Raw genomic sequence first — 25322 nt, forward strand, 5'->3', positions numbered from 1 at the left:
GGGCGGGGCTTCTAGTTTCGGGGCAGGGAACCACCCCGCGACACAGGGAGCTCGCCCCATGGAGTTGGACGCCGCCCGGCCGGACGCAGCCCGCCTCGACATCGTGGTCTCCGGGCTCGCCTCCGACGCGCACACCTGGAACCTCGTCTACCTGCAGCTGGTGCTGGAGGAGATGGGCCACCGCGTGACCAACCTGGGTGCGTGCGTCCCCGACGGACTGCTCACGTCCCGGTGCGGACAGGTGACACCGGACCTCGTCGTGCTCAGCAGCGTGAACGGCCATGGGTTCCAGGACGCCAGGCGCGTCATCGGACCGCTGCGCGCACGGCTGGCGAGCACCCCGGTCGTCATCGGAGGCAAGCTCGGCGTCGACGGCAGCGGCGGCCACGCGCAGGAGCTGCTGGCCGCCGGGTTCGACGCGGTGTTCGAGGACGCCGACGCGATCACGTCGTTCCGCGGCTACGTCGACCGGCTCGCCGCGGGAGTGCGGTCGTGACCGGTGGCTCGTTCGGCGACTTCGTCGCCCGTGCCGCCGTCGCGGGCGAACTGGTCGTGCAGCCCAGGATGGGCGTGCCCGGCCCGGCGGAGATGCGGGCAGGTCTCGCCGCGGTGCACGGGGCCGGGGTGCGGACAGCGGGCACGATCACCGTGGACAGCTTCACGCGCGTGGGGGACCACGTCGCCGTGCGCAAGGCGTTGGCCGCCGGCACCGACCTCAACGGCTATCCCATCGCCACCCACTCGCCCGAGATGACCCGGTCCGTGCTGAACGGCCTGCACGGACCGGACTTCCCGGTGCAGGTGCGCCACGGCTCGGCGTGCCCGCAGAAGATCGTCGCGGCGCTACTGGCCGCCGGTCTGGATGCGACGGAGGGCGGGCCGCTGTCGTACTGCCTGCCCTACAGCAGGGTCCCGGTCGCCGAGTCGGTGCGCGCGTGGGCCGAGTCCTGCCTGCTGCTGTCCGACGCCCGCGAGCGCGGCGCCCGGCCGCACCTCGAGTCCTTCGGCGGCTGCATGATGGGCCAGCTGTGCCCGCCGAGCCTGCTGGTGGCGATCAGCGTGCTGGAGGGCCTGTTCTTCCGCCAGCACGGCGTGGACAGCATGTCGTTGAGCTACGCCCAGCAGACCGACCAGGACCAGGACGCCGAGGCCGTGGCGGCACTGCGCGCCCTCGCCGCCGAACATCTGTCCGATGTGGACTGGCATGTCGTGCTCTACACGTACATGGGCGTGTTCCCGCGCACCCCGCGCGGCGCGACCGCCCTGTTGGAACGTTCTGCGGAGCTGGCCGTGCGCACCGGTGCGGAGAGGCTGATCGTCAAGACGACGGCGGAGGCGCACCGCATCCCCACCGTCGCCGAGAACGTCGCCGCGCTGGTGGCCGCCGGGGCAGCGGCGGCGCGTGCCGAGCCGGGTGGCGTGGTCGAGGACACCGGCGTGCTCGCCGAGGCCCGCGCGCTCGTGGAGGCCGTGCTGGACCTCGCGCCCGACGTCGGCATCGCCCTGGTCCGCGCGGTCGAGCGCGGCTACCTCGACGTGCCCTACTGCCTGCACCAGGACAACGCCGGCCGCACGCGGGCGTTCGTCGACGGCGACGGGCGGCTGCAGTGGTCGCGCCTCGGTGCCCTGCCGTTGCCCGCGGACCGTGCCGTCCCCGCCGCCACACCCACCGCTGACGAACTGCTGCGCTCGCTCACCCACGTCGAGCGCACCTTCGACCGAGGCTGAAACCCCCCGTCCCCGTCCCCAAGGAGTGACCACGATGGACACCACCACCCCGGCGCCGGCGGACCCGCGCGCCCATCTGACCTCACCGGCCACCCGCGCGGTGCTGCGCGTGCAGCACCGCGTGCTCGACGCCGTGCGCGAGCACCTGGGCGGGCAGGGTTTCACCGAGATGCTTCCCCCGGTCATCGGCCCGGTCACCGACCCCGGCGCGCGCGGGGCCAAGCAGGTCGACGTCGACTACTACGGCCACCGCTACAAACTGATGACCAGCGCGATCCTCTACAAGCAGGCGTCGCTGACTGCCTTCGACCGCATCTTCTGCATCGCCCCCAACGTGCGCCTGGAGCCGCTCGAGACCAGCTCGACCAGCAGGCACCTCGCCGAGTTCCACCAGATCGACGTCGAGGTCGCCGGCGCCTCTCGCGACGACGCCACGCGGGTGGCCGAGAACCTCGTCGTGCACGTCGTGCGCCGGGTCGTCGAGCGCTGCGCCGCCGAGCTGGAAGTCCTGGGCCGCGACCCGGATGCCTTCGCGGATCTGCTGTCCGGCCGCGCCTTCGAGCGACGCACCCACGCCGCCGCGGTCGCCGACCTGCACGACACGGGGCACGCCCAGAACCCCGACGCCGAGATCGACTGGGTCGGGGAGGCGGTTCTGTCGTCCAAGGCCAGCAGGCCGTTCTTCCTCACCGACTACCCCAAGGGCTCCCGCGGCTTCTACGACCGCGAGAACCCGGCCGACCCCGGCCACCTGCTCAACTTCGACCTGCTGGCCCCCGAGGGCTTCGGCGAGCTGTGCAGCGGCAGCGAACGCGAACACGAGTACGCCGCCATCATCGCCAGGATGCGCGAAACCGGCGAGAACCCGGCCAAGTACGCCTGGTACCTGAAGATGGTGCGCGAGGGCGTCCCGTCCAGCGCGGGCTTCGGCATCGGCCTGGAGCGGCTGGTCCGCTACCTGTGCGGGCTGGACGCGGTCTGGCAGGCGAGCGCCTTCCCGAAGATCCCCGGCGTGGTGTCCCCGTGACCGCGCTGCGCGCGGACACCTTCCCGGAACAGGCCGTCCGGGAGCGGGCCCGCACCGGTGCGGCGGCGGCGTTCCCCCCGCTAACCGACTACGGCCGCGCCCTGCTGGGCGAGCCGGAGGGCTCTTCGCCGGGCGACGCCCTCGACGCCGTTCGCCTGGTGCCGCCGGTGTTCATGCCGCGGCGCCTGGAGAAGCTCATCGACCTGGCCCGCGAACCGTTGCACGGCGACGTCGACCTGGAGACCACCGTCGGCGGTTTCGCCGCACGGCTACCGCTGTACCTGTCCGCCTTCGGGTCGACCCGTGCCGTGGGCACCGACCTGGGCCGTGCCGCCGCCGCCCAGGCGGGTGCCCTCGGCATACCGATGGTCGTCGGCGAGAACGTCGTCCCGGTCGACGGCTACACCGGCGAACGGTCCCTGCTGGCCAGGATCTCCGCCTACGCCGGCCACGTCCCGGACGGGGTGGGCGGCGTCGTGGTGCAGCAGAGCACGGAGGACGCCGACGCCGAGGTCTGGAACCGCGTCTACAGCGACCCGGCGACGCGTTCCCTGCTGGAGTCGGGACGGCTGGGCTTCGAGCTCAAGGTCGGTCAGGGCGCGAAACCCGGGATCGGCGGCCTGACCGTCGTCGATCGCGCCCAGGCGGACCGGCTGGCCGACCAGTTCGCCCTGGAAACGCTGATCGACCCCGCGGGGGACCGGGTGCTGCGCTGCGCCAGCCCTGGGACGTTCACCGAGGAGATCCTCCGGCAGCAGGTCCGCCTGATGCGCAACAACTATCCGCGTGCGCGGGTGTGGGTGAAGCTTCCGCCGGGACGCGACGTCGCCGCGGCGGCGGACGTGGCGTGGCAGGCGGGCGCGGACGCGGTCACCGTGGACGGTGCCGAGGGTGGCAGCGGTTGGGCCCCCACGGCGTCGCTGGCGGGCGTCGGCCTCCCACTCGCAGAATGCCTGCGCCGCATCGGTTCCCCGCGTGGCTGTCTCCTGGTGTCGGGCCGGGTCTGGGAGGGGCTGCGCGCCGTGAAGTGCCTGGCGGCCGGGGCCACCGCCACGGGCCTCGGCCGGGCGGCCCTGCTGGCGGTCGACGAGAACCCCGCTTCGGGCCTGACCCGCCTGGTGGAGGCGATGATCCTGGAACTGCGTCTCCTCATCAGCGCACTGGGCAAGTACGACCCGGCCGCTTTGTCCACTGAGGACCTGTGGTCCCCGGACGGCTGGTCGGTCCCCGCCGGCAGACCGTTGGTGGCGCAGGGATAGCTGACGTCCTCTGTGGCCTGGGAACACCACGTGCCCGCACCGATGTCCGGTGCGGGCACGTGATGTTCCTGGCTCAGTCGAGCCCCGCGGCGGCACGAAGGCCGCACAGGTGGACCGGGTCGGCGCGCAGGCGGACGGCCAGGTCCGGGAGTGGTCCCGGTGGCCGGTGCCCGCCGGCTGCCGCGTCGGCGACGGCCAGTGCGGTGGCCAGGCACTCCGCGCGGGCGTCGGAGGTGGGGGCGATCAGGCAGACCAGGCCGCCCAGGTGGTTGTACCCCAGCGTCCGCAGGGCCCACGCCGCCGCCCGGCGGGCGTGCGGGGTGGGTGGCCACACGCTGAGGACCTCCGGGCCGGAGGGAACGAAAAAGGCGTGCACAGGGGATGCCGTTGCGACGCCTATCGGACCGTTGTCGGTCATGTGGGCCATGGTCACGCTCCCGTGCTCGGCGCCGAAGACCAGTCCACCACGAGGAAGGCGGCGTCCTCGGCAGTCGCGGAGGCAGACCGGGGGCGTGTCAGGGCGTCGGCGGCGTGGCCGCCAGCACCGAGCGGATCAGAGGGGAGACGGTGAAGCTGCGGCCGGTCTCGGTCTCGACGGGCCGCACCAGGCCGCGTTGGAGGAGGTCGCGCAGCAGGCGGCCGGTGTCGGCCGACGGGCCGAAGCGCGGCGGGAGGTTCTCCAGGATCCGGCGGTAGGGCTCGGCGGCGCCGGCCAGGGCGCGCAACAGGGTGTCGTCGAGCAGGCAGGTCGGGTCGGTCGCGGCCAGTTCCGGCAACGGGTAGACCGACAGCCACGAACCGACGGCGGCGAGCGCCGCGGGCAGTCCGTCGAGGGCACGGCACAGGCGATCGACGTCCACCGGGTCCGCTGCGCCACCGTGGTCGGCGAGCAACAGCCGGGCACTGTCGGCGGGCTCCAGGCCCGAGAGGAGGAACACCCGTTCCCCGGCGAGTCCGAGCGGCGCCGGCGCGGTGATCAGCACCCGCACCCCGGGACAGTCGGCGAGCAGGCGCAGCACGCTGTCCCCGCAGACCGGCCCGTCGACCCCGTCGAGAACCAGCAGCGCGGACCGAGCGCCGACCACCTCGGCGAGGTCGTCGTCCACCCGTCCACCCGTGCGCACGGCCGTAGACCACGCCGTCACCAACTCGGCCAAGCGCGGGTCCCGCAACGGCGTGCCATCCGGCCCTGCCCACAGCACCGGCATCCTGGCGTGCATCACCCCGGCCACCGCCGCAGCGAACCGCGTCTTCCCCACACCGGGCAACCCCACGACGGTAGCGAGCCGACACCCGTCGGCCAGCTCAGCCGCCAGCGCACCGGTCTCGAGGTCACGCCCCACCTGCGCGGCCAACGAGGTGGGCGGCACCGCAGCGGCTGAGTCGACCTCAGCGCGCCGGTCAGGGTCAGCGGCCACCTCCAGGTCGTGCCGAGCCCGGCTGCCCAGCCGCAACCCCTCGGCGATCAACCGCACGGTGTCCGGCCGCGGCCGCAACGCCCGCCCCTGCTCCAGATCCCGGATGGCCCGCACGCTCACCGTCGACAGATCGGCCAGCTCCCGCTGCGTCAACCCGACCCGGCTGCGGTGCCTGCGCAACAGCCGGGCGAAGGGCGGAAGTCCAGGGTCCAAGGCGGGCGGAATGGCCATCTCGGCATCCTCTTTCACGGGGGCGATTTGTCGTGCCAATCGTCTGCACCCCCGCTATCACGCTGACATCCCCGCGTATATCTCGACTGCAAAACACCGGCACAATCCCGCATTTTCCCAGCTCAAAGCCTGTCTTGTGTCACCATTCTCGCGGTGATAGCGCTGGGATAAACCACGTGATAGCTCCGAGATTATCGAGCCTCATAACGTTTGCCTCGTCGCCGGAGAAAACAACTTAGGAGAGCCCCAAATGACCCGCACCGTCATCGCCAAAATCGCCGCCGCCACCCTCGTCCTCGCGGCCCTGACCACCCTCGGCGCCACGACCGCCCACGCCGTCACCGACACGACCCCCACCACGGTGGCCGGCAGCAACCCCTGGGAGTGAGCTCGCCACCACCGGTTGCTCAATCCCGGTAAACTCGGGCTGTCCCCAAGGCATGGAGCCGTAGACTCCTGCGGTCAACGCCGACGAGGCCCGGCCGTTGCGCGCCGGTGGGGAGACGATCGCATGCAGGACCCTTCGGACTCGATGGAGATCGCCGAGCCTGAGGAGAGTGGTCGGACAGATACCGCCGACTCGCCCGTTGAGGATGACTCGACGTCGACGCTCCTGGTGGAGGTGCTCCCAGGGGTGGCTGTTGTCGCCGGTGAGGTCCCGCCGGACCTGAAGCCCGACCTGATCGACTTCGGGATCGTGCCGGCCGCCGACCGCAAACAGATCTCAGCGATCCTCGCCTCGATCGGGAACACGGCGACCGTGGCCGGCAACCTCGGAAACGCGTTCGCCAGCGTCCAGGGGCTCCACAGGCTCGGCCACACGACACAGGCTCTGCTGAGGAGCGGCGCGACGCTCGCCGTCAAGGACGGCGCGAACCTCGGAACTGTTATGAGTTCAGGCCGCATCGTGCACCAGGCACGCTTGGTCCCAGTGACTGCGGCGAGCAAGGCGTCGATCGCGGCCTCGGTCGGTCCGGCACTGGCCATGGTCGCGTTGCAGATGATGCTGAACGAGGTCTCGGGCCTCGTCAGGACCAACCTCGCGGTGACGAACCAGGTCCTCACCACCGTCCGCAAGGATCAGTGGGCCGAACTGACGGGACTCGTCGCCGTCGTCGATCGCGCGGTCGACCAGGCCAGAGAGATCGAGTCGGTCCCTGCGTCGTTGTGGGACAACATTGCGGGCAGCGGAGCGCTGCTGCAGAAGCAACTCGAGCTCTACCAGGGAAACGTCCGCGCTCACGTCAAGCAGATCGGCCGGACCGACGCACGCGCCCACCGCGAGTACCTGCAGACCAACGCCGAGGTCATCGCCTTCGACGTCCGCGCCCTGCTGTCCTCCCTCAACGCGTGGACGGGGTACCACGCGCTCCGCGCCGCAAGGGCGAGAACCGCCGGACGCGAAGACGCCGCCGAGGCGCAGTACGCCGAGGTGATCGCCCGCGACACCCGCGTGGAGTTCGACTCGACCCTCGCCGAGATGACAAGCCTCGTAGACGCGCTGGTCCGCGAACTCCGGCTCACAGTCGAGCTCCGCGACCCCGACGCATGGCCGCTGTCGGGCAAGCGCAAGGACGTGAAGGCAGCCCGCGAAACCTCTGCCCGGCTCCTGGAAGTCATCGAGCCTCTAGCCGACGCTCTCCACCCGCCGATCCCACCGCTCAACGCCCCCGACGTCATCTGCGGACCCAAATCGCTGGACCCAGAGCCGTACCTTCGCGTCCTGCGCTGGCTCTTCGAAGACGGCGAGGCCCTCCGCGCCCTCGGCTTCCCCGAACAGCTAGACGACGACGGCCCCATCTCCGCGATCGTAGGCGGAGCGATGGGGATCTTCGCGGCAGCGATGGACAAGACCACGGATAGGACACTGGTCGCCGTCACGGATCGCCGCATCATCCTGGCCACGACGAACACGTTGCTAGAGCAGGCCGAGATCCACCAGGACATCCCGACAGACCAGGTGCGCTACGTCCGCGCCCCAACCGCACCGGACAGCAGCTCGCGCTCGGCGATCGACCTCATCACACGCGACGAGAACATCCGCTGGCTCTTCCACGCCGACGTCGACAACACCCAAGTGGCCGCGCTCGCCGCCGTGCTCGCCGAGTCGATGACGATCCCGGACGCCGAACGCGATGAGCTCCAACGGCGGCGCCACCCCTCCGTCGAGAGTGCCGGCACGGGGCCGACCGGACCAGCCGGCCTCGAGGCCACAAAGCGCGCTGCCGAGTAGGCCCTGAGCTGAACGGGGTTCCTGAGGGAGGCCCGTTCAGCCGTTGCGGCGACCCTGGGCGGAGGGTTGCCGCCAGGTCGGATGAGCTAGACGCGCGTAACTGCCTCGGCGATGAGTTCCAACGACGCGCCTTCGTCGAGCGACAGCGCACGCAACGCTGAGAACCGCTCCGCCACCAGCTCGATCTCGGCATGAGGCTCCACGTACTCGGAGCGCAGGAACATTTGTGCGTATGCGACATCGTTGTGCTGTCGGTGCGGGAAACTCAGCCACGTGAACGGGCAGCTCATCGCAGGGTAGACAGCAGCCGAGTGAGGCACGACTCGAACGCTCACTTCTGGCAGCTCGCTCACTTCCATGAGGCGCAACAGTTGTGCCTTCAACACACGCCTGCCACCCACAACCTGGCACACCGCTTCCGGGAACACTGCCTCTACGGCAAGGGGATCGTCGCTGTTCGATCGCGTTGCCCACGTCTCTCTGACGCGCGAGAGCTGCGCGGCTTTGGTCGGGTCGTCGCGCTGCATCGTTGCCGTCGTGTATTCGACGAGTTGGAAGATGGCTGGCACCGTGTCCACGGCGAACGTTCGCAGTTGTGGCGCGTCGGCCATCAGAAGAGGGAAGTCCTCAGCCGGGTCGAAGATGGCCCTTTGTGGCCGCTGGAGCGTCCTCACCTGCACAGCGTGTTGCGCCTGCGACATCACGAACTTGTGCGGCCCGGAAAGTCATCGGTGCTCTGAGCGGTGCGGTATTCCCAGCTGAGAGCATGTCTGGGTGGTCGGTTCGCTGTTGTATCGGGTGGTCTGCAAGTTGGTGTCTGTTCCGGCGGTGCTGCTTCGAGGTGAGGCGGCTAAGGATGCGGAGCTTCTTGTACTGCGGCACGAGAACGTTGTGCTTCGTCGGCAGTTGACTGGTCCGGTTCGTTACGAGCCTGCGGAGCGGTTCTGGTTCGCGGTGCTGTCGAGACTGGTGCGTCGCGCGCGCTGGCAGGAGGTCTTCCCGGTTACCCCTGGGACGTTGCTCGGCTGGCACCGCAGGTTCATCGCCCGGAAGTGGGATCACACCGCGTGCCGGCGAACCGGGCGACCCGCAACCGCAGCAGCGATCAAGACGCTCGTGCTCCGACTCGCTAGAGAGAATCCGCGGTGGGGTTATCGGCGGATCCATGGCGAGCTGCTTCGGCTTGGTCATCGCCTGGGCGCCTCGACGGTCTGGGAGATCCTCAACCGCGCGGGCATCGATCCGGCGCCGCGGCGATGCGGCCCGACGTGGCGGGAGTTTCTGACTGCGTAGGCCGAGGGGATCATCGCGGCGGACTTCTTCCACGTTGACACCGTGCTCGGCGCGCGTCTGTATGCGCTGGCGTTTCTCGAACACGGCACCAGGCGCCTGCACATTACTGGCGTGACCGCGCATCCGACGCGGGAGTGGACGGTGCAGCAGGCAAGGAACCTGGCCGGCGAGCTCGGGGTGCGGTTGGAGTCTCTCCGCTTCTTGCTGCGTGACCGTGACGGTAAGTATGGCGACGCGTTCGACGCCGTATTTGAAGCAGAGGAACTGCGGGTTGTCGCTAGTGCGCCTCGAGCTCCGCGGATGAACGCGCATTGCGAACGGATCATCGGCACCATCCGCCGTGAGATTCTCGACCAAGTACTCATTCTGGGAGAGGGCCATGCGTGCCTGCGTTCGCAGGCGGAGGCGATCCTGGCGATGGACTTCGTCGAGACGGTCACGCTGACCGGGCAGCGCCAGTACATTCTCGCCGCCATCCACCACGCCAGTCGGCGTGTATGGATAGTCGGCACGGCCGCGCACCCGACCCATGCCTGGGTCACCCAGGCTATCCGCAACTTGCTTATGGATCTCGAGGACACCGGATACGTCGCGCGGATCAGGTTCCTCCTCCGTGATCGAGACGTCAAATATCCCGCGTTGATCGACGACGTCCTTGATTCCGAGGGGATTGCGACGGCGCTAACCGGTATCCGGATGCCCCGCATGAACTCCATCATGGAACGCTGGGTGAAGACCCTTCGCGTCGAACTGCTAGACCGCACGCTGATCTGGAATCAAGCACATCTACGGCACGCGCTGCACGAGTACGAGCGGGACTACAACGAGCACCGCACGCACCGTTCCCTAGCAGCCGCACTCCCTTGCGAGCCCAGTCCCAGCCTCTCGAGCCTGCCCAGATCGAACGCCTCACCATAGGTCGGCACGACCGTCTCGGCGGAATCATCCATGAGTATCGCGATGTCGCTTGACCTGCATGGATGAGGTTTTCGGCACGCACAGCCTCATCAGTGCTGGTGCTGTCGACGTCGCTACAGAAGAGTTTGACCGAGTCGTGAAGGGGCGGCTGGCGCCGCACTCGGCGCGCTGGGAAGTCGCCCAAGTGTTGGGGCTGTTGGGGAAACACGGCGATGCTGAGCGCGAGTATCGCGAGCTGATCACACATATCCGTGACGCCGGCGAGTTGTACAGCCATCGGCATAGTCTCGCAGTGAGCCGACTCGCCGTCAGCCTGAACAATCAAGGGCGTTTCGACGAAGCAGTGACGTTCTTCCGCGAGGCGCTTGAAGGCTGGCCTGCGGACGATCCCGACCATGAACGCTTGTGGCTGCAGTTTGACCTGGCGCGGCTATATGTGACAGCGCAGAGGTGGGAGCTGGCCGATCGGGAGCTTCTGGACGTGCAGATGCGCTGTCGTGCGATTGGTGAGGAAGCAGCAGATCTGCTGGATCGCGCGTTGTGGAGATCGTCCCAGGTTCTGGATATCGCAGACCAGCTAGACCAGGTGCTCTTGGCTTGCAGGGAGCGCCTGGCTTTGGAGCAGAAAAATCCGGGAGACGAAGGGCGATCTCGTGTGCTTGCAACGCGAGAGAGGATTATCTATCTCGCGGAGAAAGTTTCCGAAATCGACAAATCTGAGGCGATTGAGCAGCTCGAGGAGCTGGTTTCGGAGGTTAAGGATCACTTCGGTGATGATTCTCTTAATGCTTTGTGGACCACGGAGCGGCTGGCCGAGCTTCAGGAGGAATCGAGAGATCTGACTGGCGCGGAGATCAGGTTCCACGAGGTTGTAAGGAAAAGCAGAGAGTGCCACCCCAGACGTTCCGTATTCAGATTTTCGCTGTGGGGTCTGAGTCGCCTGATGGTAAATCGGCAGCGGCACGACGAAGCTTTACTGGTGTTGGAGGAACTTCTGGAACGCGAACTCGAGGTGTGGGATGAGGACGGCAGGGATCCGTTGATGACGAAGCTCAGGATGGTGACCTGCCGCTACAAGATCGGTGAACTCACCACTGCGGCTGCTGCATCCGAATTCCGCTCGCTGCTGACGAAGCTCGAGCAGAAGACGGACGAGGATGCGTTTACCAGGAACGCCCGGCAAGAGCTTGCCCGAATGGAGCAGGAGCTGAAGCAGCCGCCGGGTGCCGGCGTCTGACTGGCTTGGGCGTATCGTAACGGCGACGCATTCCGTACGAGCTTGGGATGGGATCCCGACAGGAGCTGCGAGTTCAAGATTGCCGGGAGGATCGCGAAGTCCAGCTGCTCGCGGACGTCCCGCGCGATATCGGCGGGCTCGCCGACGCTGTGGGCGTTGGTAGCCTCCTTCAGCAGGTTCTCAACACCAAGCTGAAGCTGTCTAGGAACTGTGTAGCGCCGAGATGCGTGCTCGACAGCGGGTAAACAGTACATCGATGGACGCCATGAAGAAAAAGCGGACAAGGATCGAAAATCCTCATCCGCTTGATCAACTCCGATGTCCGAGGACGAAGTCGCACACTATTCACCCACGTAGCTCTCCCTGACCGCGAGTAGGCCAACCTGGCCCGCCCTGCACATGAGGTCCATCCCGCAGTGGCTGCGCGGGACGGGCCTCCTACGTGGCGTCCCGCGCGCTCTATCTGGGGTTTTAGGCTTATGGGACGCGCGGGACACGCTGACTGAACCCGTCCCTGGTGCGTAGCACCAGAACCCGAATCTCAGCCATTCGTGTGTGCGCAGAGGACAGGACACCGCACTCGGTGAGATGCGGGACCGGCGATCGCCAACGGACTGAACCGCGACCTGCTGAAGGGGCAGCAGGATCCTTGCGTGTTCCCGCCCGCCGTATGGCATGTGTCGCGTGAGGCAACCTCAACCGTCGTATGCGGGGCAGGTGTGGCACCCTGTAGTCAGGGCCGCTCGGCAGTGATTGCGTGCACTCGTGCTGGCCAGGTCCAACCCATGTGCTCGTTCAGCAGGACCACCAGCTCGTTCCCCGTCACTAGCTCCATTCTTGCATCAGTGGCGAATTCTTGCCGAGCCGAATTTGTGAACCCGGAAGCGGATACCACAACCCCTTTATTGACTGGCCCGTTGAAGATCGGGCTCGATGCTCCGGATGACGTCTCCACGACGCTACGTAGGTTTCGCACGTCGCGTACGCCGACGTTGCCTGACTTGCGCTTACATTCGATTCGCAGGTACTCGCGACGCCCCATTTCTTCGCGCTTTGCTTCAATGTCGCGGCCGCCATCTCGGCTCGCGCGTGTTAGGGAAGTTTGATAGCCAAGGTCTCGGTAGAGTTCCTCAATGAGGCGTTCGAATTGGCGTGGACTGATGTCGAAGAACGTCTTCCTGCGATCGTTGACTGCTTCCGGAATGCCGATGTACTTAGCGCGAATAATCGCCTCGATATCAGAAAGACCGTGAATCTCGTCATTCGAAATGTGTCGCAAGTTTGCATCGAAGTATGCGTTCAACGCTTGGATCGCTTGTCGAGGGTGGTTGGGGAGCAGCTGCCCTATCCATTTAATTCCCTCTCGTGGCTCGGGTCCTTCCTTTTCGTAATATGCAAGGAATCGCTGGAAGTGCGGACTCTCCTCTAGCGCCTTAAGGTGGCTTCTGGTACCTTCCGTGCTTCCGTGAGCCTCAATTTTCCCTCTGTATATTTCGTGCATTTGGCGATCGGAGTAGGTGGCGCGTGGCTGGAACAGCATGGCGATCACCAGCCTCCGAACTTCGGGTTCGTCGCGATCGCCTACGGTCGTCAAGTAAAGCTCAAGCATTTCGTCACTAGGAAATCTCAAGTCGGAAAGCAGCGAAGACTCTGCCATCACTCGCTGGGTGATCCACTTTTCGAGTTCCGACTCGGTTTCCATTCTAGTGATCATGGAGAATATTCCTTTGATTAGTGCTCGTCGGAAATGTGGCGCTGGCTTTGCGCTGTCTAAGGTAGTTTGTCGACGTACGAGGCGAGTCACGTCGAACGCTTGCTGACAGGGGGCATCCCAGGGTCAGGCGGAGCGTGGAGCCGTACGCGTTGGCGGAGGTGCTGCCGGCTCGGAGGCCGGCCGTTCGACGGCGGGAGCTTCGGTGCGATTCCGACGTAGAGCAGCGTGCTAAACGCGCCGGCGGTGCGGCCCTGATCGGGAACACCTGGCGGCAGTTCGTCGAAGTACCACGCGTAGACCCCAGGCCTGGCGGGGATGGCTGAATCGCGTGCCAGCACCTCGTCCCGCGAGTGCACCTGGCCCGGACTGAGCAACGGCCTCGTGTGCTCGCGGTAGGTGTCATCGTTCAACTGGAGCTCCTTGAGCGGTCAGCGGCGCTCGCGTCGAGTGGAAGGTTCCGTCTTCGCGGTAGATCAGCTCCATCCCCGTGGCCTTCAGCAGGTCGATCAGGCTCGGTGCCGGCCGGGCGGGAAGGAGAATCGCGAGGCTCGCGTCGGGTCGCAGGTGGTGCTGGTAGTCGAGGAGCTGGCCGATGGCCATGCGGACGTCCTGCCTGCTGGTGGACGCCTTGGCCTCGATGATCATCGTCTGCCGGTCGTCGAAGACGTCGCAGACGAGTTCCTCGCCCGTGGGCAGCCTGCCCACGAGACAGCACAACTCCCGTCCCAGGAACTCGCTGTACTGCTTGATCAGCCTCGCCTCGGGGTAGGTGACGGTGCGCGGGCCGCTGTTGTTGCTCGCTGTCGTGTCCTCGGGAACGGCACCGACCGGCCGGGAGGTCAGCACGGTCTCGGAGCGGCGTGGGCGGTCCGTCCTGCTGTGGGCCGCGTTCGCTTCGAGCACCTGCCATTCGGCCGGAGTGAGCGGGAACGGGTTGGCGCCGCCGGGCATCCGCAGGATCCTCGCCCGTGCGAAGTCCGGGTTGGACTCGAGGCGTCGCTTGGTGATCGGTGCGTCGAACAGATAGCGGTCGAAGCGTAGGCCGACGACGTCCGCCTCTGACGGCGGCTGCTCCTTCCAGTACGGGTCGAAGTCGGTCGTGCGGTGGACCGCTGAGGTGATCTCGCCCAGCCCGTAGACACCCGCGGCCGAGCCGGAGATCCAGAACGCGAAGCGGTCGCCTGGCCGCAGGTCCTGGTGGTGCACGGCGACGGTCCACCTGTCGAGGTCCATCGTGTTGTCCTGCCACCAAGCCCAGACGTCCCACACGGCTGGGTTGCACTGCAGGAGCCAGTACCGCGGCGAAGCCTGCTCGGCGTGGAGGTCGCCGAGCCGTGTGTGCCGGTCTGCGGGAATCAGCGTGATGCTGCGCAGCGGTGCGGATAGGCCCAGAGGCGTCAGCACGCGGTCGGCTGGGATGGCCGACTTGTACTCCTGGACGTCGCCCAGCGCGACGATGTGCTCCCAGGTCGCGCCTTCCTCGTCCGCGCCCCACACGCCCCTCGCGACGTCCGCGTTCCGGAACACGTGCAGGATGGTGGCTTCGGCGAAGAAACCCATGTCGGCGTAGAAGAGGATCCGGTCGCCGGCTCGCCGGTTCCGCAGTGCGACGGCCTTGGCGTTGCCGGTCGACGCGGTGGGGGTGGAGCCCCACAGCCGGGCAATCCCGTCCGGGAACAGCCGACTCAGTGCGGGGAGGTCGTCGCCGAGCTCGGACGCGATGTCGGAGATCCGGACCCCGCGGCGGACGGACCGCTCGAAGTTCTGCGGCCCGTTGTGCCGCGAGCCGCCGCGGGGCTGCAGGACGAGCTGGGCGTTGGTCATGATCACGAGGATAGGGACGGGCCCCGACAATTTTGGGCGCGCGTCACTGGTCGAGCACTGCGCGCAGGTAGGCCTGGGTGTCGTTGTCGGTGGAGTACAGGCGACACCCTCGGGCTCCGCGGCTGGCCAGGACCCAGTAGGTGTTCGCCGCGAGCCGGAGGTACTCGTCAGGACTCACGTCCTTCATCGCCGGATCGTGGCTGTACTCGGGGCGAGCCACCCAGCGGTCGCCACGGCGAACGACGTCCGGTCCCATGATGACGCCGGCGTAGTCGTACTCGAGTCCCAGACAGGTGTAGATGCAGCCGACCTGGTTCTCGCCGCCGGCATCCGTGGCCCAGTACTCCTTGCGCGGCGCGAGAACCATCGCGCCGTCGCGATGCGTGTCGAACGCGTTCCATGGCCGGACCCAGCTGCGCCGCGCGCCGGCCGGATCAGTCCAGCTGATCGACACGTCTGGAATTAGTGAGCGGCCGCGTGGTTTCTTCGTCCATGGCCAGCAGAAGCCTGCGGCGATCCGCGCACTGTGGCCGCCGCGGACGTGCTCGTCGGCCCAGCGCGCCAACTCGCCTGGGTCGGCCGCGATGCCGAGATCGTAGTCGGTGCCGTGCCACTGGGGATGCGCCTGGTCGAACAGCAGCCCTTCGAGCCAGCGGAGGTAGGGCTGTGAGCCGCCGCACCGAAACTGGCTGGTCAGGTCGAACGAGGTGAACCGCGCGCCCAGGTGGTGAGCCTGCTGCTTCAGTTCTTCGACGGTGAAGCCCTCACCGGGGTTGACGATCTGCCGTTCGTCGAGGAACAGCACGACCACCGAGGTGCGGTCCAGCAGCCCTTCGACACACCGGTTTCCGCGCTTCATGCGCTGCGCCTCGTCGACGAGCAGAACTTCCCTTACCGTGGGTCGCTGCTTGCCCAGGTAGGTCTGCAGGTTGGCGAACAGCCCCTTGGCTGCGGGGTCAGCGGCTGCCCGTTCCAGTTGCCACCGCAGGGTTCCCGACGGCGTGAGGTAGCGGGCTTCGACCTCGCGGAACATTCTCGGGATATCGGCGAGCAACCGTGCGGCGATGACTGTCTTGCCCGTGCCCGGCCCTCCCCGGACCACGACGAGATGCGATGTCTTGCGTCGGTCGCGCACAGCCCTGCCGATCCTGCCGAGCACGTGCAGTTGTGCGTCCTGCTGGGCCCCGATGAGAGTGAAGGACCGCTGGCCCGCCAGAACCGCCGCCAGCCGGTCGAACACCCGTCCCGAGGGCGAATGCGGCGCCGCCAGAAACCGCGCGACCGCCTCGTCGCTCGGTGCGGCCAGGTCGTTCGACAGGAGCGCCTTGGCCAACGTCGCGGAGCCGGCGGTCTCCTCGACGTCGGCTCGGCCGAGCACCGCCACATCGCGGCTGCCCTCGCTCGTACGTACCGCGTCGCGGAGTTGTTCGACGGTCGCGGGTGGTGCGTTGTGCAACAGGGCGACGGCACGGAACTCGAGACCGAGCGCCCGATGGTCCAGCCAGTCGACGAAGTAGGCGACGTACCCGGCAGCCTGGCGGCACGGGTGCGTGTACTCACGTCCCCTGACGGCGACCAGCAGCGCGTCGGCCCACTCACAGCTGTCCCACTGCTTCAGTTCGACGACGATCGCGGCAAGCCCGCCGTCCTCGCGCGCGCCCAGCAGCAGCGCGTCCACGCGTTGACCGGTCCCTGGCAACTCGTACTCGAGGAACAAGCGCAAGTCGCCGAGCCGAGCCCGCGTCAGCGCGCCGAGCAGCTCGGGCCAGCTGTTGCGCCAACTAGCCTTCTCCGACTCGCTGAGCTCCTCGGCTCTTGTCCGCTCGAACTCCGCGACACAACCGTCGATGAAGCCATCGAGTGACTCCTGCATGGCGGTACGTGCGCCGCTGACCGTTCCCCCGAAGACGTACACGATCTAGAGCTACCAGATCACGACAGTTCAGGCTCTGGCGGGACGGCCGAAGGATCCTCTGCACGCGCGCCCAGTGAGCCGGCCGTCCGGGAGTCGGCAGTCGACCTGATCCACGGCTGGTTTGTAGTTGCTCTTCTGCGGGTTTAGGTAGCGAGCTGACGCTGCCCCAAAATGATATGGAGGCCGTATTGCGTCCAGAGCGTGCTCGATAGCGGGTCCACGCGCCCAGCGGTTGACGCCATGAACGAAAAAGCGGATGAGGATTGAAGAATCCTCATCCGCTTGATCAACTCCGATGTCCGAGGGGGGACTTGACCCCCCACGTGTAGCAAGCTTGCACAGTTCGTGTGTTCATGCGCTATTGGATAGCTCGAATCTAGTATAGAGGGCCAGTCGACACGATTCAATCTCTCGCCGATGAGTTCTACCGACCGGGCCAAGAACTTTCGCGGCGACCTATTGAACCTCACGCTGACCTGGAATCAGGCTATCTGCGGCAAGCGCTATGCGAGTACGAGCGGCACTACAACGAGCACGGAACCCCCCGATCACTCGCTCGCGCGGCGCCACGAGTACCACCATGCGCCTTAATCTGCATAGACGTAGTTTTCGGCGCGCACAGGGTTCGGTGCTCGAGTCGGTAGACGCGGCGGCCTTCGTCGCGCCGCCGTTAGTCCCGCCGCGCCTCAAGGAAGAGGCTGGCGACGGAGCTGGTGCCGACTGCGGCCGACCTGGTGAGGAGCACGAGTTGGCTTATGAGCAGCTGCAGTGCGCACCTCGTTCCGACAGGAGCTGGCGGCAAATAGTAATAGCAATGGCAGGAACAGTGAGCATCTAACCCTCTCGGCCGAAGTTATTAGAAATCACAGAGAAGTGGCCGTTTAGACTACTGTGTGAGGCGCGTCGCTACGATCCTTTGCCGCACGAGTTGTGGAAGATTGCAATCGCGAGATGCTGAAAACTAGTTGCGGTGGCGTGCTTCGTTTGTCATTCGTCTGGCGGAGTGTCACCACCGCAGAGGCAGCGTAAGACCCTTCGCCCGATGAGCGAAGGTGACTGACCATGGGCTATGGGACTGCTGGCGACGACCATGACGATCTCGAAGTAGTCGGTGGCATTCTGGCTGCCGTCTTCTCGATGATGGTGGTTGGGGCCGTTCTGATCTCCGTCGTTGGGCCGATCGTCAAGAGTTCAACCAAGGACGGTGTCTGGGAGCGGGTGCAGATTCAGGCTGACTGCGCTTGGAGTCAAGAAGGTGGCGAGTGGCATGACTGTCAGCGGGACGCGGTTCCGAATCGCGAGGTAGCTTATTTGATCCGTATAACCCTGCGTGGATCGCCTTTGAGTGAGTGGGACAAGGTGAAGGAGACTAATGCTGGCCTGATATTGCCTGAGGGATGTCGTGCTCAAATTGAGGATCGAGGCGGTCCGGGCGGGCTGCGTTTCATGCACGAAGCGGCGCGTGAGGTTGAATTGCAGATTGAGGCCCTGCAATTTAGTTCAGAAATGTTTGCCTTAGGACCGGATAAGTCTCAATATCCAGCCGAATTTCGTATCGTCTGTCACCCCGACTTGATTATGGTAACGAGCTTCAGGTTTATCGTAAGGGCGGAATAGATCCTAAGTTTGGTACCTGCCGTGCGCTGATCCGAAAGTGGCGGACCTCTGCAGCTGAGCTGAACGACGTAATCAGGATAGTCCCAGCGGTCCGAGATTCTGCCTGGCGAGCTTCAGGCACGCCTTCGCTCCGCTGCGGACGTTCGGACTCTCCGTGTACTCGGCGACGGTCTCCTCGTCGAACGGTTCGAAGATGATGATGCCCTCGTAGTTCTCCTCGATGTCGGGAAAGATTTCGTCAAAGGTTTCCGCATCGAACACGGCCACGGTCAGAATTTCGGGCTTTAGGCTCAGGGGATCCAGTCCTACGCCGAAGGCTGATATCGTGAGATTCCCGCTGTTGCAGGCGGCCTTGAGGGAGCGGTACGGCTCGGAGTTGTCGTAGTCGATCATGCGGGCGCCGTCGCCCTGAGCGTCCTTGTGGTTAAGGAACTCCTCGGCGTACTCCCGGAAGATGTTCTTCCTGAGGTTGAAGTCGTTGCGCACGGCGGTGAAGCTGATGTCGGACGGTGTGAACTCGCCGGCGGGCACCACGTGGTAGAGGTTGGACGCGAGAACCACGTTCGCGGATCGCTTGTGCATGAGGAACATGCAATCCTCGGCCCCCTTCACGATGGTGAGGGTGAGAACTCCGAGGCTGGCGACCCGGTTCATCAGTTCGAACGGGTTGGTCAGCTCTTTGCGGTACTTCGAGTGCCCGTGCTCCTCGAGTTCCTTGTACGCAAGAACTTCACTGGTATCGAGGTAGTCGAAGTACTTCGCGATGTGAAAACCCAGGGACAGTGCGCCGTCGTTCACGTCGATGCTCGTGGGACGATAGATCTGACCGTTGGTGAAGTGTGTCATCTTCGCTATGTCGACTATCGCGTCGCTGTACGTCATCGGGCCGTTCAGGCTCAGGTTCGTGATCAGGGCATTCGGGCTGACATGGTGGTCGATCGTCCTGTTGATGAGCTCGATCTCGACCGCGAGGATCGGGACGGGCGTGGTGAAGATCCAGCCTTCCAGCGTGATCATCGGCAGGTCGTAGTGCTGGAACTGACCTGTTCGCCTGAGGACGTCCAGACTGAGCGCGGTCTGCTTCGCTTTGACCAGGTCGAACCGGGACTTGAAGGTGGCGATTCCTCGCTGCACCTTCGCCGGACTGCTCGCGATGAAGGTCGGCCCGATCACCGCGATGGCCGCCACCAACGCTCCGGCGGCGACGAGCAGGCCGATAGTTGCCACGTCCATGTGGTCGGTCTCCTAGCGGTGGCGGGGGAGAACTGCGCGGGCATGCAAGTGAGATCGCTCGGTGTGCCTTAGATGTCACAGGGCGAGCTCAACCTTCTTGCGCCGCCCGATACACCCCTAGCGTCTGCCTCCATCGTGTGCCCGGACGCGCTCATCGTCGCCCACCTGCAGCGGTGAGCCGTCTGGGTGACGGCGCACCGCTCAATTCGATCATCGCCTGAAGTAGCCTGGCGGAATAGGTGCGCCATTGGGGATAGCGGGCGATCTGGGTGACCTCCTGCCTCGTTTTCCAGTCCAGTTTGTTGGCCATGGCGTTGGTCGCGCCGCCGCAGGAAACAGCGCCCATTCGAGGCGTGGTCGTCCGACCCGCTGCCGCTGCGGCCCAGCCCCGCTGCGGCCACCTGGAACGCCGTTGCTACCGGACCGCGCGATACGAGCGAGCACACTGCGAAGTCTGCGCGGGTCGCTCAGCAACGCCCGCAACAGCTTCGCAGGCCGGGGACCTCGTAGGGGAGCTCGGAATTCCATATGATTTGGACTACGTGGTAGTGCGTGTCAGCTTTGTTCCTAAACGTCCTCGCAACCGACGCGGGTTGGCTAGGATGATCGATCTGCCTGACGAAGTGCAGGTAGTGCGTGTGGCAACCACGAGAAGAAGGATCGCCTGTGCAACCTCGCGTCTACGAACTGGCCAGAGAACTGGGCATTACGTCCACCAAGGTTCTTGACCGGCTGGCGGAGATGGGAGTGCGGGTGCCGAGCGCGTCCAGTCTCGTGGAGACCGAGATCGCCATACGGGTCAAGGAGTCGTTCGGTCAGTACGCGGCCGCAGCGCAGGCCGGGGCCACGACGCCTCGGCAGTCCACGTGGAACGCCAACGCGGTAAAACCCCCGACGCACCCCGATTGGCAGTTCAACCTCGATCGCCTCAAATCGGCCTTTCCGATCGTGGAGGAACATCAGCGGATCCTCGGTCAGCTCGGTTCGCAGTTCGTCTACTCCTTGCATGGTCGTCTACCGAAGTTCGAGCAGTGCGGATTCGGATTGGTCCGGTTCAGCGGGGCAATCGAGGCGGCGTTCGGTCTCACACGGGAGGTTTTCTTCTTCTACAGTCCGCACAAAGATCTGCAGATGAGGACCTTCCACGCGGCCAAACAGGCTCTGGTTGGGCTACAGCGTGAGGTCACGCCGGACATGATGTTCGTCTGGTCTCCGGATCCGCGGCTGCGTGCAAAGCTCGACGACTGGTCTTCCGGGAAATTTTTGGCGATCCCGCTGGAGTTGCCGGAGGACGGAAACCCGATCTCGTTCATCACGCTCCTGCGCGATTACGTCTTCGCCCGCGACCTGTTCTACGAGACCACCCCAGTGCGGGGCGATCGCTTCTTCGGCCGGCGGAGTCTCCTGCAGTCGCTGCGCGAAGACATCCGCAACCAGCGCGTCTCGGGCGTCTTCGGCCTGCGCAAGGCGGGCAAGACGAGTGTCATGTCTGAGCTCGCGGAGTTGCTCAGCAGTCCGGAGACGGTGTTCATTCTGCGTGACCTCGAGAGCCTGCCGTCGCCCCCAGAGGACCCGGTGCCGATCCTGCTCCGGGATCTCGCTGACGACCTAGTCGCCAAGTTCAAGGGGCGTCGCAAGGACGTGGCGGAGATGACCAGGCTTTCGGACAGCCCGTCGATCCCGGAGTTCAAGCGGGCCCTGCAAGCAACCTTGCGCGGGCTTGACGAGGACGGCATCACCGTCGTCCTCATGCTGGACGAGATCGAGTACCTGACCCCGTCCGACCGGATTGACATCCACGAAGGCGACATGACGTCGATCTCGCAGTTCCTGGGGACGCTGCGCAGTCTGGTGCAGGAAAACCCGAACTTCACGTTTCTGCTGTCCGGGCTGACGAGCGCGATCATCGAGAGCGGAAGGCTGTACGGCAGGCCGAACCCGTTGTTCTCTTGGGCGAAGGCGAACTTCCTGACCCCGTTCGAACGGCACGAGGCTGACGAGCTGGCCCGATCAGTCGGGCAGAAGATGGGCATCAGCATCGACGACAAGGCACTGGAGGCACTGTTCGAGGCAACTGGTGGCCACGCGTTCCTGTACCGCCACCTGGCGTCCAAGGTGGTGAAGGACCTGCCTGTCGACGTGTTCCACCGCGAGATCAAGAACCCGCTGGTGCTGCGCACGGTGAACTCCTGGCGCCTCGAGGTCGCGGGCAACATGCGCGAGATGCTCGACCACGTCAAGAGGTACTACCCCGACGAGTCGTACCTGATCGAGATTCTGCGGACCGAGCCGGACTCCTTCGCGATCGTCGCAGACGACGCCCCGCTCGCCCTAGGCCATCTGATCAACCTCGGTCTCGTCCAAGAAGTCGACAACTCCTACGAGCTGACCCCGGTGCTGCAGCTGCTATGACCGACAAGATCAAAGAAGCCGCACGGTGCCGTGCGGAGGAAGTTCGCCGCCGGATGAAGCGGTTCAAGCTCGTCTTCGTTCAGTGCGGAGCTGTGTTCGACGTCATCCGGGAACCCCTGCTCGAGGAGCTCGGTGGGATGCGGATGAAGGCCGACGAGTTCGCTGCTGGTGACTGCGAAGTCGACGAGAACACGACCACGGTCATCCTGGACGACGTGGAGGCCTTCGCTCCCACCGGAATCAGCCGAGGCACGACGCTGGGCGCGTTGCGTCAGAAGGTGAACGAGCTGTGCGACAAGGACGTCACGGTGTGCCTGGTTTCGCGCAGGCCCAGAAACGCCTTCGCGCCGGTGACCGGTAGCCATCTGCTGGAAGACGCTTCTCCCTATTACCTCCCGCTGCTCGAGGAGCACGAATGCCTTGACGGCAAGCACAACGTCGGCGGTCCGACGTTGCCGGCGGCCGGTCTCAATGAGAGCCTCGACCTCGACGAGCTGATTCGGTCGGCTGTCGGTGAGCTCGGCGTCAACGTGCTCACTGAGCTGGACTTCGCGCTCTTCGAAGCCCGCCAGGAGCAGAACTTCGCGACGGAGATCGACCCGTCGGTCAGGGACGCCCTACGGAGCGCCGGGTTGCTTCACTTGGTGGGCGAGGAACCGCGGTTCGCCCTGACTCAACTGTGGCGGCTCAAGAAGGCAGTTGCGGACGCTATGGCCGAGATCGTGACGCCGCAATCCGACCTGGCAGCGGTGTCCGGCGACCTGTGGCAGATCGAGCGCACGATCCGCAGATTCCTCCGCGATGCCGCGATCGCAGACTCTCCGACAAAGTGGCGCAAGGGACTCCTCAACGAATCGTTGGCCGCCGAGGTGCTGAAACGGGCGCGCGGGGATGTCAATGTGACCGCCGCGAGCGTTGCCGACCTGCGCGATCCGATTGAGTGGCTCAGCCTTGGTGAGATGTTGGACATCGTTCAGTCCAAGAAGTACGGGGGGCTCTTCTGGGACGAGGTCACCTGGCGGCGCTTCAGGAACGACGTACTGCCCATCCGCAACCGGCTCTCTCACATGCGATTGCTCAAGAGGGGCGACAGGGCAACGGTTCGGATGTGGGCGCTGCACGCGGCGAGGATCAAGGCCTGAAGACTGGGGAGCGCTAAATCAACCAGGGTGCGCTGTGCCTCGCGCTGATCGATGGTGCCGCAGGGGGGACTGTGTGGAGCCGGCCTGGGTGAACCCGTCCGGCGATGCCCCGCAGGTCTGTGCCGCCTTCGCCACGCTGTCCTACAGCGATCAGCGGCAGCGGTCGGGCCGGTGCCGGCGAAGCAACCCAAGACCCACATGCGGCGGACCGAGAAGATCATGACCGAACTGTCCTGACGACCAGCTGCGTCAGGAGTCCACAAGGGACTCCTGACGGGCCTTCAGTTCTCGTCACTGGCTGCTGTGCGGTTGCGGTGACACCGGCCGCCCCGCGCGCAGCCGTTCGGCGCGTTCGTTCGGGCTGTAACGTTTGGTCCTGCGGCTGTGATGAATAGCCTATGTCTGACAGCACCAAGGGATACGGCGGCTGTGCACTCGCGCTGTTCGCCACGTGTTTGGGCATGTCTCTGTACTCGTTCCTCATCACGATCCTGCTCGCGCCGGCGATGGTGGCGCGCACGGTCGTCGCCGGCTCGACGGACGTCCTGCCCCAGTGGCTGGCGTTCGCGGCGTTGTCACTGCCCCTCGCGACAGGCCTGGTCCGGCTCGTCCTGAGCAAGAACGGCCGCGTGCGCACCGCACCGCAGGCGACCCGGTGGGCGTGGGCGTTCAACCTGGGCGCGGCGCTGCTCGGTGTGCTGAATGCTCTCGCGTTCGTGATCTCCTCCGCCACCGGGAGGATCGGCGCCGACCTGGACATCGCCTTCACGAGCGGCGTGCTCGGCGGCGTGATGCTGCTGGCGATCTTCGTGTGGGACCGGAGGCCGCGACCGGACCCCATCACCCCGGCGGAGATCCGGTACACCGTCGAGCAGGTCGACCGGACCCTGCACCAGGTCCGCGCCGCGAACGACCAGGTGCACCGGCAGGTCCTGCAGGTGCAGCAGCGTCTGGCGGAGATCCGCGCGTCCGCACCGCCCGCGCAGGCGACGGGCAGCGGGTGGAACCCGGAGGCCGTGCCGGTCAGGCCCGTGCAATCCCAGGTGCAGCTTCGCCTGCTGCAGCTTTGTCACTTCGAGTCGTTCCGCTGCGCCGACAGCGTCCACGTCGTCTACCAGTCGGCCCGAGTCTCGATGAACACGTTGTCCCACATGGAACAGCGGGCCCTGCGGGGTCGCGCCGAGTCACGGGAGCTTGCGGGACACCTCGCCTGGGGACGGAACCGGCTGAGCGCGGAGGTGGATGTCGGCCTCCGCCGGGTCCAGTCCCTGAACGCCGACACCCACGAGCTCAAGCACGAGATCCGTGACACCTGCGGCGCGCCAGGGCAGCGCTGGTTCACCCAGCTCGAAGCCCGCACCGCCGAGCGGCGCGCGTTCGGCTGAAACCGCTCAGGAGCCCGGCCGGGCACGGCGCAACAACAAGGGCGAGCCGATCACGATCTCGCGGTCGTCCGGGCCCGGCACGATCGCGCTGACCACGGCGCATCCGGCGAGAGTCGGTGCGCTGGCGCGGAACCAGGATGTCCGCACCACCTGCTTGTCGAGTGCTTCGAGGTTCTTCCGCAGGTTCTGCTCCGCTGCCGAGGCGTCCTCACGGCTGAAGTGACGCCAGAACTTCCAGACCGGATCGCCCTGCTGCTGCGACAGGGTGTGCACGATGCCGGGGAACTCGCCGGGTTCGGAGAAGGGCGAGGACGTGGCCGAGAGCGCCACCCCGTCTCCCGCCGCTCTGCTGGAGAGGTGCTTCGCCGACCCGTGCAGCAGGATCCTGCGGTTCGTCGTGAACTCGGTCTGGCAGAACAGGACGGCGCCCGGTGAGGGTTCCAGATCCACGACGTGGCAGCCGATCCTTCCCTCGAAGAACATCCACTCGCCTGGGGTGAGCGTGTCGTCGTCGTACCACTTGCCGGTGACGCAGGCGTGGCCCTCGGCGGCGTTGATCCTGGCACCGATCCGCGCCGGTTCGTTCGAGTCCAGGTCGATCTGGACCTTGACCCCGGCGTTGAGGCCGACCTGGGCGCGACCCGGTCTGAGCCGAGCCCACCAGCGTGGGTCCTGGGGGATCAGGCTGCGGAGCTTGGTGTCCGAGACGTACACGTACGAGTCGTGTTCGGGCATC

At 65.9% G+C, this 25322-nt stretch carries 22 protein-coding genes; 14 read left to right on the forward strand and 8 right to left on the reverse strand.

Going from position 1 to position 25322, the window contains the following annotated elements:
• The first annotated feature begins 58 nt into the window (after positions 1-58).
• Genes ACIRG5_RS26070 through ACIRG5_RS26085 form a run of 4 tightly spaced genes read left to right on the forward strand, consistent with a single transcriptional unit; the run spans position 59 to position 4014 of the window.
• A complete protein-coding gene (locus tag ACIRG5_RS26070; RefSeq protein WP_402908913.1) occupies positions 59-496 on the forward strand; it encodes a cobalamin B12-binding domain-containing protein in 438 nt (145 codons plus the stop codon).
• Entirely contained in the window at positions 493-1728 is a 1236-nt protein-coding gene (locus ACIRG5_RS26075) for a methylaspartate mutase (protein WP_402908915.1), read from the forward strand. Before ACIRG5_RS26070 ends, ACIRG5_RS26075 begins: the two co-directional genes overlap by 4 nt.
• Positions 1729-1762: 34 nt before the next feature.
• A complete protein-coding gene (locus ACIRG5_RS26080) occupies positions 1763-2755 on the forward strand; it encodes an asparagine synthetase A (protein WP_319973824.1) in 993 nt (330 codons plus the stop codon).
• Positions 2752-4014 carry a glutamate synthase-related protein gene (locus ACIRG5_RS26085; protein ID WP_319973823.1) on the forward strand — a complete coding sequence of 421 codons (1263 nt, stop codon included), beginning with the start codon at positions 2752-2754 and terminating at the stop codon, positions 4012-4014. Before ACIRG5_RS26080 ends, ACIRG5_RS26085 begins: the two co-directional genes overlap by 4 nt.
• Before the next feature lie 73 nt (positions 4015-4087).
• On the opposite strand, the gene ACIRG5_RS26090 is transcribed toward ACIRG5_RS26085, so the two are convergent.
• Both ACIRG5_RS26090 and ACIRG5_RS26095 read right to left on the reverse strand, forming a co-directional pair.
• Positions 4088-4348 (reverse strand): hypothetical protein, encoded by a 261-nt coding sequence (locus ACIRG5_RS26090; RefSeq protein ID WP_319973822.1) that lies wholly within the window; start codon positions 4346-4348, stop codon positions 4088-4090.
• 181 nt (positions 4349-4529) lie between these two features.
• A complete protein-coding gene (locus tag ACIRG5_RS26095; RefSeq protein WP_402908918.1) occupies positions 4530-5663 on the reverse strand; it encodes a helix-turn-helix domain-containing protein in 1134 nt (377 codons plus the stop codon).
• Between the two features lie 250 nt (positions 5664-5913).
• Between ACIRG5_RS26095 and ACIRG5_RS26100 the strand changes: the two genes are divergently transcribed.
• Entirely contained in the window at positions 5914-6051 is a 138-nt protein-coding gene (locus ACIRG5_RS26100; protein WP_319973820.1) for a hypothetical protein, read from the forward strand.
• Between the two features lie 123 nt (positions 6052-6174).
• A complete protein-coding gene (locus tag ACIRG5_RS26105; RefSeq protein WP_402908921.1) occupies positions 6175-7896 on the forward strand; it encodes a hypothetical protein in 1722 nt (573 codons plus the stop codon).
• 86 nt (positions 7897-7982) lie between these two features.
• On the opposite strand, the gene ACIRG5_RS26110 is transcribed toward ACIRG5_RS26105, so the two are convergent.
• Positions 7983-8570: a DUF5753 domain-containing protein gene (locus tag ACIRG5_RS26110; protein WP_402908923.1), complete on the reverse strand. Its 588-nt coding sequence runs from the start codon at positions 8568-8570 to the stop codon at positions 7983-7985.
• Between the two features lie 100 nt (positions 8571-8670).
• Between ACIRG5_RS26110 and ACIRG5_RS26115 the strand changes: the two genes are divergently transcribed.
• From ACIRG5_RS26115 to ACIRG5_RS26125, 3 genes are read left to right on the forward strand one after another with little or no spacing between them, the layout of a single operon-like run.
• Positions 8671-9189, forward strand: a complete 519-nt coding sequence (locus tag ACIRG5_RS26115; protein ID WP_402908925.1) for a helix-turn-helix domain-containing protein — start codon at positions 8671-8673, stop codon at positions 9187-9189.
• A gap of 42 nt (positions 9190-9231) precedes the next feature.
• Positions 9232-10107, forward strand: coding sequence for an integrase core domain-containing protein (locus ACIRG5_RS26120; protein WP_402908927.1), 876 nt, complete (start codon positions 9232-9234; stop codon positions 10105-10107).
• A gap of 58 nt (positions 10108-10165) precedes the next feature.
• Positions 10166-11344 carry a tetratricopeptide repeat protein gene (locus ACIRG5_RS26125; RefSeq protein WP_402908928.1) on the forward strand — a complete coding sequence of 393 codons (1179 nt, stop codon included), beginning with the start codon at positions 10166-10168 and terminating at the stop codon, positions 11342-11344.
• A 733-nt stretch (positions 11345-12077) separates the two neighbouring features.
• Here ACIRG5_RS26125 and ACIRG5_RS26130 read toward each other — a convergent pair.
• The 3 genes from ACIRG5_RS26130 to ACIRG5_RS26140 form a co-directional block, all read right to left on the reverse strand.
• Complete coding sequence (locus ACIRG5_RS26130) at positions 12078-13046, reverse strand: restriction endonuclease (RefSeq protein ID WP_402908930.1); 969 nt, start codon at positions 13044-13046, stop codon at positions 12078-12080.
• 411 nt (positions 13047-13457) lie between these two features.
• Entirely contained in the window at positions 13458-14882 is a 1425-nt protein-coding gene (locus tag ACIRG5_RS26135; protein WP_402908932.1) for an EVE domain-containing protein, read from the reverse strand.
• 43 nt (positions 14883-14925) lie between these two features.
• Positions 14926-16797 carry a DNA/RNA helicase domain-containing protein gene (locus ACIRG5_RS26140; RefSeq protein WP_402908934.1) on the reverse strand — a complete coding sequence of 624 codons (1872 nt, stop codon included), beginning with the start codon at positions 16795-16797 and terminating at the stop codon, positions 14926-14928.
• Between the two features lie 1062 nt (positions 16798-17859).
• On the opposite strand from ACIRG5_RS26140, the gene ACIRG5_RS26145 reads away from it, so the two are divergent.
• Entirely contained in the window at positions 17860-18414 is a 555-nt protein-coding gene (locus ACIRG5_RS26145) for a hypothetical protein (protein ID WP_402908936.1), read from the forward strand.
• Positions 18415-18486: 72 nt separating this feature from the next.
• Here ACIRG5_RS26145 and ACIRG5_RS26150 read toward each other — a convergent pair whose 3' ends face one another.
• Entirely contained in the window at positions 18487-19431 is a 945-nt protein-coding gene (locus ACIRG5_RS26150; RefSeq protein ID WP_402908938.1) for a hypothetical protein, read from the reverse strand.
• A gap of 97 nt (positions 19432-19528) precedes the next feature.
• Here ACIRG5_RS26150 and ACIRG5_RS26155 point away from each other — a divergent pair, with 97 nt between their 5' ends.
• The 4 genes from ACIRG5_RS26155 (at position 19529) to ACIRG5_RS26170 (ending at position 24586) form a co-directional block, all read left to right on the forward strand.
• Positions 19529-19663 carry a hypothetical protein gene (locus ACIRG5_RS26155; protein ID WP_402908940.1) on the forward strand — a complete coding sequence of 45 codons (135 nt, stop codon included), beginning with the start codon at positions 19529-19531 and terminating at the stop codon, positions 19661-19663.
• Positions 19664-20313: 650 nt separating this feature from the next.
• Positions 20314-22059: a translation initiation factor IF-2 N-terminal domain-containing protein gene (locus tag ACIRG5_RS26160; RefSeq protein WP_402908942.1), complete on the forward strand. Its 1746-nt coding sequence runs from the start codon at positions 20314-20316 to the stop codon at positions 22057-22059.
• Positions 22056-23201: a hypothetical protein gene (locus ACIRG5_RS26165; RefSeq protein ID WP_402908944.1), complete on the forward strand. Its 1146-nt coding sequence runs from the start codon at positions 22056-22058 to the stop codon at positions 23199-23201. The genes ACIRG5_RS26160 and ACIRG5_RS26165 overlap by 4 nt, the downstream gene beginning before the upstream one ends.
• A 398-nt stretch (positions 23202-23599) precedes the next feature.
• Positions 23600-24586: a hypothetical protein gene (locus ACIRG5_RS26170; protein ID WP_402908946.1), complete on the forward strand. Its 987-nt coding sequence runs from the start codon at positions 23600-23602 to the stop codon at positions 24584-24586.
• A 6-nt stretch (positions 24587-24592) separates the two neighbouring features.
• Here the strand turns inward: ACIRG5_RS26170 and ACIRG5_RS26175 are convergent, their stop codons facing one another.
• The gene (locus tag ACIRG5_RS26175; RefSeq protein ID WP_402908948.1) at positions 24593-25321 is read right to left on the reverse strand and encodes an SAVMC3_10250 family protein; all 729 of its coding nucleotides are present in this window, start codon (positions 25319-25321) and stop codon (positions 24593-24595) included.
• Position 25322: the final 1 nt, after the last annotated feature.

Source organism: Lentzea sp. NPDC102401 (genome assembly GCF_044765805.1).
In the GTDB taxonomy this organism is placed as follows: Bacteria; Actinomycetota; Actinomycetes; order Mycobacteriales; family Pseudonocardiaceae; genus Lentzea; species Lentzea sokolovensis.